The sequence below is a fragment of the Streptomyces sp. NBC_00249 genome, assembly GCF_026342355.1.
GTDB lineage: Bacteria > Actinomycetota > Actinomycetes > Streptomycetales > Streptomycetaceae > Streptomyces.
Genome location: NZ_JAPEMV010000003.1, coordinates 818,895 through 829,452 on the forward strand (window position 1 = coordinate 818,895; position 10,558 = coordinate 829,452).

At 69.6% G+C, this 10,558-nt stretch carries 9 protein-coding genes and 1 pseudogene; 3 read left to right on the forward strand and 7 right to left on the reverse strand.

What is annotated here, in order from left to right; all coding sequences use genetic code 11:
• The first annotated feature begins 2 nt into the window (after positions 1-2).
• The 3 genes from OOK31_RS17670 (at position 3) to OOK31_RS17680 (ending at position 2,660) form a co-directional block, all read left to right on the forward strand.
• Positions 3-431: a carboxymuconolactone decarboxylase family protein gene (locus OOK31_RS17670; protein WP_267088196.1), complete on the forward strand. Its 429-nt coding sequence runs from the start codon at positions 3-5 to the stop codon at positions 429-431.
• Positions 428-1,336, forward strand: coding sequence for a phosphotriesterase (locus tag OOK31_RS17675; RefSeq protein ID WP_267088197.1), 909 nt, complete (start codon positions 428-430; stop codon positions 1,334-1,336). Before OOK31_RS17670 ends, OOK31_RS17675 begins: the two co-directional genes overlap by 4 nt.
• A gap of 874 nt (positions 1,337-2,210) precedes the next feature.
• Complete coding sequence (locus OOK31_RS17680; protein WP_267088198.1) at positions 2,211-2,660, forward strand: spore-associated protein; 450 nt, start codon at positions 2,211-2,213, stop codon at positions 2,658-2,660.
• Between the two features lie 66 nt (positions 2,661-2,726).
• On the opposite strand, the gene OOK31_RS39545 is transcribed toward OOK31_RS17680, so the two are convergent.
• From OOK31_RS39545 to OOK31_RS17705, 7 genes and pseudogenes are all read right to left on the reverse strand, one after another.
• On the reverse strand, positions 2,727-3,197 hold the full coding sequence (locus tag OOK31_RS39545) for a DUF4158 domain-containing protein (protein WP_353962692.1): 471 nt from the start codon (positions 3,195-3,197) through the stop codon (positions 2,727-2,729).
• Positions 3,133-3,519, reverse strand: a pseudogene (locus tag OOK31_RS39550) (tetratricopeptide repeat protein); the annotation flags it as partial. The gene OOK31_RS39545 and the pseudogene OOK31_RS39550, both read right to left, overlap by 65 nt.
• Positions 3,520-3,524: 5 nt before the next feature.
• Positions 3,525-5,108, reverse strand: a complete 1,584-nt coding sequence (locus OOK31_RS17685; RefSeq protein WP_267088199.1) for a serine/threonine-protein kinase — start codon at positions 5,106-5,108, stop codon at positions 3,525-3,527.
• Positions 5,105-6,697: a serine/threonine-protein kinase gene (locus OOK31_RS17690; RefSeq protein WP_267088200.1), complete on the reverse strand. Its 1,593-nt coding sequence runs from the start codon at positions 6,695-6,697 to the stop codon at positions 5,105-5,107. Before OOK31_RS17690 ends, OOK31_RS17685 begins: the two co-directional genes overlap by 4 nt.
• A gap of 1,334 nt (positions 6,698-8,031) precedes the next feature.
• Positions 8,032-8,559, reverse strand: a complete 528-nt coding sequence (locus tag OOK31_RS17695; protein ID WP_267088201.1) for a GNAT family N-acetyltransferase — start codon at positions 8,557-8,559, stop codon at positions 8,032-8,034.
• 70 nt (positions 8,560-8,629) lie between these two features.
• A complete protein-coding gene (locus OOK31_RS17700; protein WP_267088202.1) occupies positions 8,630-9,436 on the reverse strand; it encodes a CmcI family methyltransferase in 807 nt (268 codons plus the stop codon).
• Between the two features lie 3 nt (positions 9,437-9,439).
• On the reverse strand, positions 9,440-10,558 hold the full coding sequence (locus OOK31_RS17705; RefSeq protein ID WP_267088203.1) for a cupin domain-containing protein: 1,119 nt from the start codon (positions 10,556-10,558) through the stop codon (positions 9,440-9,442).

Below are 10,558 nucleotides of genomic sequence, written 5' to 3' on the forward strand. Positions count from 1 at the left end.
GCATGGCGACGAACCCTGCCCTCTCGGAGCAGCTGACACAGACCCGCCTGGATCGCGATGAGGGATACCGGATGCTGAACCTTCTCCAAGACGAGGCCACCCAGCGGGCGACCCTGCCGGGACTGGAGCAGATCGCCCCCGGATACGCCGACTGGATCATCACCACCCTGTTCGGCGGCACCTACCTACGCGAAGGGTTGTCGTTGCGCGACCGGCAGTTGGTCAACCTGGCCGCCCTCACCGCACTCGGCGGCGTGGACCCGCAGCTGACCGGCCACATCAAGACCGGGCTAAGGATCGGGATGACCCGCCAGCAGATCGTCGAGGTCTTCGTTCACCTGGCGCCCTACATCGGCGTGCCCAAGGCGCTGGCCGGACTACGTGTTGCGGCAGCCGCACTGGCCGACGCCGAGCAGGGGAGTGCGGGATGAACGCGCCGGCGATCCGGACCGTGCTCGGGGACATCGCGCCCGAAGAGCTGGGCACGTGCGACGCCCACGACCACCTGTTCATCGGCTCGCCCCTGCTCCCGGGCCAGGAACTGGACGACGCCGAAGCCGCACTTGCCGAACTGAACGCCTTCGCCGCGCACGGCGGAGGCGCGGTCGTGCAGTGGACACCCTGGGGAATGGGGCCACGAGCCGAGGAACTCCCCGCCCTGTCACGGCGGTCCGGCGTCCACGTCATCTCCGCCACCGGATTGCACCAGGCAAGGCACTATGGCCAGGACGAGCTGGAAGGTGTTCGCGACGGGCTGGCTGAGCTGTTCGTCGAGGAGCTGACCAGCGGCCCCGTGAAGGCCGGGCTGATCAAGGTCGCCGGGGCCTATCACCGCCTGGACGACCACGCCCGGCACGTCATGGCCGCCGCCGCCGAGGCGCACCACGCCACCGACGCGCCCATCGGCGTCCACCTGGAGGCTGGAACCGCCGCCCTGGACGTGCTCGAGCTGCTGTGCGGATCACACGGGGTCGAACCACGCCGTGTGATCCTCGGGCACCTGCATCGATTCCCGGACACCAGAATCCACCGGCAGGTCGCCGAAGCCGGCGCCTTCCTGGCATTCGATGGCCCGTCCCGCGTGCACCATGGCACCGACTGGCGTTTGCTGGACTCCCTTGCCGCCCTCGCCGACGCCGGTCACGTCCGCCAGGTCCTGCTCGGGGGTGACACGGTCACATCGGCGGCCAGATCCACTGCGGACGGCCCGGGCATGCCGTTCCTGCTGAGCGGCCTGCGTCCGCGGATCGAGAGCGAACTGGGCCCCGACATCGCATCTGTGATCTTCACCGAGAACCCGGCCCGCGCGTTCGCGGCGCAGTGGCGGCAGCCATAGCCCGCAAGCGGCGCCGACTGCTCCGCACAGTCGCTGTCACCCCCGCCTCGTCCAGGAACTGGCGACAGTTGAAACGCTCGCGTGTGTGCAGATTCCCTGGGGCTCTCGGTCACCCGATCGAGGCTGAGCTGCCCCGGAGGGGGAGGCCGGTACGCCGATTGCGGTGCGGCCGCTGATCGTGGCGCCGAGCGGCCCGCCCCGCTACGGGTGTCGAGTCCCGAACTGTTCGAGCCGGTCACCGTGGACGTTTGTCGGCGCTGGATCAGCCGAATGGCTGACGCCCAGGAAGGGTGAAGAGCCCGGGACGGCCGGACGGAGGAATTCCGACCTGGTCTCCCGGGCACTTGACGCTGATGCACGCAAATGCCTGGTCCGCTCGGCGCCGGGTGACTGGTTATCGGCAGCAGTCGCATCCGCTGCGCCGGTCGAAGCCCGGCCATGGTGGCCTGAGGATGGGCCCGCGCCTCGGGTGTGGGTGTGACCAGCGGGGGACCCTGTCTCTTTGGTCAAGGTGGCGGGGTGGGTGCCGGGCGGGGAGGCTGCCTGGCACTGTGACTGCGTCCGTGTGACTACTGCGGTCACCCGGTCTTGATCGACTCGGTCGACCAGTAGGCCCTTGGGGAGGATCGGACCGGTGAGTAGCGACTCCGCTAAGCGGTGGCGGGCGTAGCCGTCGACCGCTGGCGTAACGCGGCGAAGTCGGCCTGCGTGGTCTCGACGCCTGCGTGCGGCCGTCGGAGGCCGTCCGTCGGCCGGCGGGCGGGGTGGTAGGGCGGCGCGGTCACATCTTTTGAGGACGATGCGCAACCGTTTCGCCGTCCTGCATGTCCCACCATGCAGGAGCGACCAACTCCAATGACCACCGGGGGGAAACATGAGATTCACCCGTTCCGTCCTGACCACCACCGCATTCGCCGCCCTGGCCCTGGGGGCCACGACCGCGCTGGCGGCGCCCGCCACCGCCGCGCCGAACACCACGCCGCAGAAGGTCTGCGGAAGCGCCTACAAGACCGTGAACTCGGCCGCCATCGGCTCGCTGGGCACCGTCTACCTGACGTACAACGCCTCGAACGGCAAGAACTGCGTCGCGACCATCCGCAACAACCCGGGTGCGGCCGTGGACATGGCCCTCTGGATCGAAGTCCCCGAAACCTGGGAGCGGGGCGAGGACTACGGCCGGTACACGTCGTACGCGGGCCCGGCCTACGTGTACGGCAAGGGCCACTGCGTCGACTGGGGTGGGGGCATCAGCAACGTGCACGTGCAGGTGTACAACTCCAACTGTGGCGCGCTCAAGGAGCACCGGGTCACCGAGGTCCGCTGACCCGAACTCCTCCTGACCGCGACGTTCTGTGCCGTCGTGCCGTCGTGCCGTCGTCGGGGGCGGGACCTACGACCCGACGACCGCACGGGAACCGCCGTGGTCCGGCTCGCCCCGGCAGACTCGCCGAGTTCTGCCGGGGCGAGGGTGCGTCCGGCCCCCTCCCTCGGGTGCGCGGCCGTCCGGTCGGCGCGTCGCCGCAACCGGGGCACCTGGAGCAGATGCGGTCCTGGTTCGGCCGACCGCACTCACCCGGACCGACATCCAGCTGCTCGGCGGCGAAACGGACCACCGCCTCCGGGACCACGGACAGGTCCTCGGTGGGGACACCCCGAGCATCCGTACGCAGCCCCACTGCACCGCCCACCCCAGCCGGTTCGCCGGCGCCCGCTTCGACCGCGCCGCCTCCAGCGCCTTCGCATCGAGGCGGAAGGACTGCTCCAGCTCCCCGGGCGAAGGAGAAGCGGCGAACTTGTTCGCACTGCGGAAGGGCGTCGTGGTGCCGGCCGAGTTGGTTGTAGGTGACCGCGAGGTTGGCACGGGCCCAGTGGGTCTCGAGGTGGCTGTCGCCGAAGACGCGGATGGGCGCTGCCAGGACCTGCTCCTCCAGTCGGAGAGCTGTGCCGTAGTCGCCGAGGTGGCAGTAAGTAGCAGCGAGGTAGGCGCGCGCTATACGGGTGCTGGCGTGATCGGCAAGATCACCCCGCAGGTCCTCGCGAAGCTGGGACACCGCGCGGTGCAGTTCCCACAGCGTCGGCTCGGCGCTCGGCGCTCGGCGGCACGGACACGGGTCATCACTCCGGGAAGCCCCACGCCTGATCCGATCGTACGTGTGCGGGATGGACGGCCTGGGCGGACGCATGCCTTTCAGCGGGGCATGGCCGCGATAGCAGCGCGGGCGATCTTCTGGGCCTCCGACTTGCAGGTCGAGGCGGGGTGTTCCTCCCCGCCCAGAGCTACGCGGACCACGAGGTTGCCGTCGCGGACGTACAGGCTGCAGTGTTCTTCGGGATCGGGATAGGTCACGTACGGTGCGCTCCAGTACGCCTCGTCGCCGAAGCCGAGGTCTGTCACGCGGGTTTCCTTGGCGGCTTTCTCCCGGAATCCCTTGCGCTGCTGCTCGGTTTCGTTGGCGTCGCGCTTCAGTTCCCAGCCGACGAACGCGTGGACCTTGTCGACCAGGCCGGCGAGCCTGAAGTTCGTGGGGTCGCTGGATATCTTTCCCCAAGCGCAGCCGGTGGAGGCGGTTGTGTGCCCCTCGTCGTAGTAGTCAAGCTCCTCCGACCGGGCAGGCAGCGGCAGTTGGGCGGCCGCCTCGGAGCAGATCGGCGCCTTCGCATAACGCAGCGGGACTGGTTCGCCATCGTCCTTCAGCGCGTACACCCCGGTTCCGACGCCGACGACAGCGAGCACACAGCCCGCGACCAGAGCGATGATCTTCCCGTTGCGCCGACGGGGCGGGGGCAGGAGTGCCGTGGGGGCGGGCGTCCGTCTCGGAGCGGCCGTTCCCGCGTCGGCGTGAAGGGCCGGGGCCAGAGCCGGCACAAGTGTGCGGTCCGTGTCGCCGAGCAGCCGGTCGATGTCGGCCCGCTGGGCGTTGATCGTCCGGTGCACGGCGGGCGGCCACGGCCGGTCGGCGGGCGCGACCTGCCCGATGAGTCTGAGGAGCTGCTCCGGGGTGGGACGGGCCGTCGGGTCCTTGGCCAGGCACGGCCCGACGACGGTGCGCAGCCCTGGCGTCAGGGCGGACAGGTCGGCTTCGAGGTGCACGACGTTGTAGAGGGTCCCCGCCATCGACGTACCTGCGAAGGGGCTGTCGCCCGTCGCGGCCATCGCCAGGACCGCGCCGAGCGAGAACACGTCGCTGGCCGGGGTCAGTTCGCGGCCTTCGGCCTGTTCCGGTGACATGAACGCGGGCGAGCCGACCACCCAGCCGGTCTGCGTCAGCTCAGTCGCCTCCGTGCCCTCGGTGACGCGCGCGATGCCGAAGTCGATGACACGTACGCCGTCCTCGGCGAGCAGTACGTTCTCGGGCTTGAGGTCGCGGTGGATCAGCCCCGTCCGGTGGATCTCGGCCAATGCGGTGGCCAGTCCGGCGCCGAGGCGGCGTACGGACTCCTCGGGAAGCAGGCCCGCCTTCTCCACGGCCGCGCCCAGCGAAGGGCCGTTGACGAAGACCGAGGCGAGCCACGGTGTGGGGGCATCCGCGTCGGCATCCATCACGGCCGCCGTGTACGCGCCGGACACCCTTCGCGAGGCGGTGACCTCGCGCCGGAAGCGGGCCCGGAAGCCGGCGTCGGCGGCGAAGCGTGCGTGTACCTGCTTGACGGCGACGAGCCGTCCGTCCGGCGCGGAGCCGAGCAGTACCCGTCCCATTCCGCCCCTGCCCAGCTCGGCAAGGAGACGGTAGGGCCCGGCGGTGGCCGGGTCGGCCGTTCCCAGGGGCCTCATCGTGCGGACTCCGCCAGCTTCAGGGCCGACTTCCCTGCGGCCTTGGCGATGTTTCTGGCCTCGTCGTCGGAGTAGCGCGTGGTCTCCACGATGACGTTGAGCTTCATGTTGATGTCGCGGGAGTACAGATTGGCCATGTTTCGTTGCCAGTAGGCCTCCTCGCCGACGCCGACGTCAACGCGTTCGTACGACCCGTGGGCGGAGGCGTAGGCGGACTCGTATTTTTCCTTCGCCAGCTCCGCTCCGGTCTTGCCGCCTTCCGAGAGGTGACGGTTCCAAGACACGATGATCCTGTTTCCGTACCGGTCACTCCAGAAGCACTGGTTCGACTCCTGCGGTGTTTCACCGGCGGCCTCGAGGTTGCCGCTCGGATCTCCGTAGCCCGCCGGCAGCTCCACCTTGCCCTTGGCCTCCTTGCACGACGGCACCCGCTGCGTGTACTTGTCGGGGACCTTCGACAGAGGCGTCGTCCCGGGGGTTGGGACGGTTTCGCTCCCGCTCGGCGCCTTGGTGTCCGGCTTTCGCGGAGATGCACTCGTCCGGCCGCCGCCTCCTCCTTCGCCGTTGCCGTCCGGGGGCAGGAAGTTCAGGGCCGTCACGGTGGCCGCCGCCACCACCGCGGCCGCCCCGGCCAGCCACCAGGCGCGCTTGCGACGGGCTGCGGCGGCAGGCGGTGCGGGCGGGGATGGCGGCGGGGACACGACGGGCGGGCTCGGAATCCTGGCGGGCGCGGGGACGGCGGGGACGGCGGGTCCGGCGGCCAACTGGTCAATGTCTGCGCGCTGTTCGGCCGCAAGCCGGTGTACCGCCTCGGGCCACGGCCGGGACGTCGGCGTCACCGTGCCGATCGCTGTGAGGAGTTCCAGCGGCGACGGACGCTCCGCCGGGTCCTTGGCCAGGCACGACTCGATGAACGGCCTCAGCGCCTGCGGCACCGCGCTAAGGTCCGGTGCGGAGTGCGCGACGTTGTAGAGCACGCCCGGCACCGACGTACCTGCGAACGGCGGCCTGCCGGTGCACGCCATAACGAGGGTCGAGCCGAGCGAGAACACGTCGGCGGCGCCGGTCAGCGGGAGGCCCTGTACCTGTTCCGGCGCCATGAAGGGCGGCGATCCCACCATGGCGCCGGTGTGGGTGAGCTTCGTGTGCCCCTCGGCGGCCCGCGCTATGCCGAAGTCGATGACGCGTACCCCGTACTCGGCGAGCAGCACGTTGGACGGCTTGAGGTCGCGGTGTACCAGGCCCGCCCGGTGCACGTCGATCAGCGCCTGTGCGAGGCCCGCCGCGAGGAGCCTCCCAGCCTCCTCGGGTAACGGGCCCGCGCTGTCGAGAGCCTGGCTCAGCGTGGGGCCAGGTACGAAAACCGAGGCCAGCCAGGGCTCTTGGGCCTCCGTATCGGCGTCGATCACGGCTGCGGTGTAAGCACCGGACACCTTGCGCGAGGCCGCCACCTCGCGCCGGAACCGGGCCCGGAACCCGGCGTCCTCTGCCAGTTCGGGGTGCACCTGCTTGACCGCGACGAGACGGCCGTCGGGGGCGACGGCGAGCACAACGCGTCCCATGCCGCCCTCCCCGAGTTCTGCCACCACCCGGAACGGACCTATGTACGACGGCCCGGACAGCCCTGTTGCACGCATGACGCCCTGCCCCTCCCCGTGGAGGACCTTCCGGTCCCGAAGCGAAAGGATCATACAGACAGACGCCTCGCCATCCGATGGGCACCCTTCGAACCCCACAGCACCTCCTTACCCTTGGGGCTGCAGCTTGATCTGCTGCTCAAGAGGGCGATGTACGGACGGGCCCCCTTCGGCTTCCTCCGAACCCGCATCCTCATCACGCCGTAGTCTTCCAGCGTGCGTTACCTGGCAGAAGCCACGATGTTCCAGCCGGCCCCGCCCGTGCGTACCAGGTGGCGGCGGCCGCCCCGCCAGGGGTTGTTCACGAGAACGGGTTTTGGCACACATCGCGCGCGCTGTTGGTGATCTTTGGTGGGACCCCGCCGGAGTTCGCGCCGGAGATCACCAACAGCATCCGGAAAGTGCGCCAGAACCCGAACTCGGGCTCTGGCTCACTTTCCGTGGAGGGCTGACTGAGTGTGATGTCAGTGGCGTGTGGTGAGATGGCCGGACTATGTGGTCTGTCGTGAACGACTCCGATCGAGTGCACTGCCACTACACCCCCTTCGACAGCGTGGGCCCGCTCCGATTCGGCATGAGTCACGAGGAAGCCGGCGCCGCGATGGACCTGCAGGGGTTCACCGGAACCGTCTCCTCCATGCACCAGCGACACGGCGCCCTTGTGCTCCAGGCCGTCTTCCGTGAGATGACCGCCCCGGCGTACGCAAGGGCTGTCACCGTCTACTACAGGGAATCCGGCAGGCTGGCCTGCGTAATCGTCGACGCAGTGTGCGGACCACTGGATGAGATGCCGTGTCCGCGGAGAGTCTGCGCGAGCAATGAGTCGGCCTGCTCGGAGGCCTGGATGCTCACGTGGGAGGAAGGCGTGGACGCTCACGCGTTGCGTCGTCAGGGATGGACCATCTCGGCGATCGCTCGCCATTTGGGCCGTGATCGAAAGACGATCCGGGCCCATCTCAATGGCGATCGTATTGCGGGTAGTCGGTAATCCCCACCCGATGCTTTGATCCCGTTTTTCGACTACTGCCGCCAACGCCTGCACGATCGACCGCTGTGGGATCGCAGCAGGGGCGATGCTGTCTCAGTTTCGTGCCAGGTTGCTCGCTCCCACCTCGGCTGCTTGATCCCCGAGACCCGCGAAGTCTTCCGGACCCGCTACAAACACCTACGTCACGAACGACCGGGCGAGCTCACCCCGAGTCGGGCCGAGCCTGGTGAGGGTTTCCACTCCGGACCGTTCGCGGCTGCGCCGTCACCCTTGTGCCCTGCCTGCACACCGCCTGCCCTCAGTCGCCGAGGATCCGTTCCCACAGCAGGCCGTCCCGCCAGCTCCCGTCGAGGAGGATCGAGGAGTGGGAGACGCCGTACGGGCTGAATCCGTTGCGGCGCAGTACCCGTTGCGATGGCAGGTTCTCCAGGTTGGTGGAGGCCTCGGCGCGGTGCAGGCCGAGTTCGTCCGTCATGACGCGGAGCACGTGGCCGACGGCGCGTCCGGCGTGCCCTTGGTTCTGGGCGACACTGGCGATCCAGTATCCGACGGAGCCGCGGCGCAGGTGTGGCTGCGGCAGGATGCCTCCGACGGTGACCTGGCCGATCACTCGGTCGCCGGCGAGCACCACACCCGGCCAGACGGTGCCGGCCCGGTGTCCGGCGAGCAGGCCGTCGATCCGCTCTGCCTGGCCCTCCGGGGTGAAGAAGTCGGCGGGTTGTGCCGGTTCCCACCGTCGGAAGGCCTCGACGTCCCGCACGCGGTGGGCGGCGATCGGGGCGGCGTCGGCGGGCTCGATCAAGCGGATCGCGGTACTGGTGTGCATGGGTCGGTCCTTGTCGCGGTGCATGGGATGAGATGGTCGGGCCAGGGGAGGGCGCACATGTTGGCGCGCCCTACACCCGCCGCAGGATCGAGTCGATCGCGCAGCTCGAGTTCTCGCCGAACAGGTCCAGATACCGGGTGTCGAGCTGGTATCGGTGCGGACTGCTGCGGAGGAACTCGCGGAGGGTGGCCCTCTTGGCCAGGCTGTCCTCGACCAAGAGGTAGTCGCCGGAGGTCAGCCGGGCATCGAAGAAGTCGAGCACGGCCCGGACGTGTGCGTGGGCGTCCTCGATCACCAGCCAGGGCCTGGGCAGGTCATCGGAGTCGGCGAGGACCTCGTCGAGACGTCCGACGTCCCCGGTCCGGAACCGCACCCGGTCGTCCGCCAGGTCCACCGGTGTGCGATCGATCGAGATGATTTCCGGTCGCTGTCCGTGCGACGCCGCGACGTCGGCCAGCCAGAGCGCGCTCCCGCCGCTGCCGGAGCCGAGTTCGATGATCGTGCCCGGGACCAGCTCGGCGATCAGCATCGGATAAGCGGCCAGGTCGAACACCGTCTTGTACAGGGGCCGACCGGCCCACATGAGGTGATCGGTGACGCCCTGGGTGGCGACGAAGTTCGGGACCGGGAATGCGAGAGCCGCGAGCACGTCCCGGTCGGATCGATCGAGGCGCGGCAGCGGGTCCCGGTACCGGTCCCCTGTCAGCAGCGCGAGGTACTCGGTCAGTTCGTCGGACCGGCCGGTGCGCCGGGCCTCGGTCACCGCACCCCGGATGTGGTGGTCGTGGTAGGTGGAGATGCCGCCCTGCCGCTCGACCTTCGCGGCCACGAGGCGCTCGGCAGTCTCGGCGAGCCCGTTGACGTCGACTTTGTCCATGGGTCAGCGTCCCGGGCAGGGTGCGGCACAGACCAACCTGGCGTCGACCAGGAGGTCGAGCAGTGCCTGGTCCGCGTCCAGCTCGGTCAGGGTGAAGCCGTCGGTCCGGACCGACACGGCACGCCATAGGGCTTCCTGGCCGGGCTCCAGGGTGATCAGCCGGTCGGCCGTTCGCAACCGGACCCCGTCCGAATGCAGGACCCCCTCCGGATGGGCGTGGAACCGCACAGCCCGGTCTTCGCCGATCACCGACGACACCGGACGGGCGGGGAGCGGGGCGAACTGGTCCAGCCGCGCACCGACCACCCGGGTCGCGACCGTCTCCGGGGCCAGCTTGGCGATCATGTCGGCGATCTCTCCCGTCGCATCGGCCACCGTGGCCTCGGTGCGCGTACCGTCCCGGAACGCGCCCGGGGGTAGTTCCCGGGCCAGCCCGGGATCACGCAGAACCTCGGCCAACAGGGCGCGCAGCACGGCATCCAGCTTCGTGGCCCAGACGGTGAAGGTCAGGTGCAGGCTCGGCTCCGAGCCGCTGCTCCCGCTGTGCCACCACCCCCGAGGTATCCACAGCACGTCACCCTCTGCCAGGACCACTTCCACGTCGGCCGGATCCTTCGCCGGGTCTTGGTCCGGCGCCCACAGTCGCCACGACTTGCTGCCCGAGACCTGCGTCAGCCAGGCGTGGTAGGGGTCGTGGTGGGCGCCGAAGCCCTGCTCCGCGCGAGGTGTCAGGTAGGCGTTGACGAACACCGGATGCCCGATGTCGGCCGCCAGGCGTCGGCAGGTGTCCGCCAACGGTGGCCAGAACCGCTGCAACCCCTGGAGCACGAGCGTCGCCCCGTCGGTCAGTTCGGCGCCGATCCGGACCGGGTCGGCCAGCCCCTGGACGGCCTGCGACGTGTGCCGTTCCGGCCGGGTCACCCGCTCCGCCGGTACCAACTGGTGGTTGCGGGCCAGCCGGAACGCCGGTGCCTGCAGTCCCTGGTCGTTGAGGATCGTGTCCAGCGCCGACCAGGTCAGTGTGGTCCGCAACTCGGAGGCGGTGCCCACCCGGTGGTAGGGCGTGGCGGGCCATTCGGCGGTGAACCAGGCCGGGTCGCCGAGCGCGTCAAGGACGCTCAT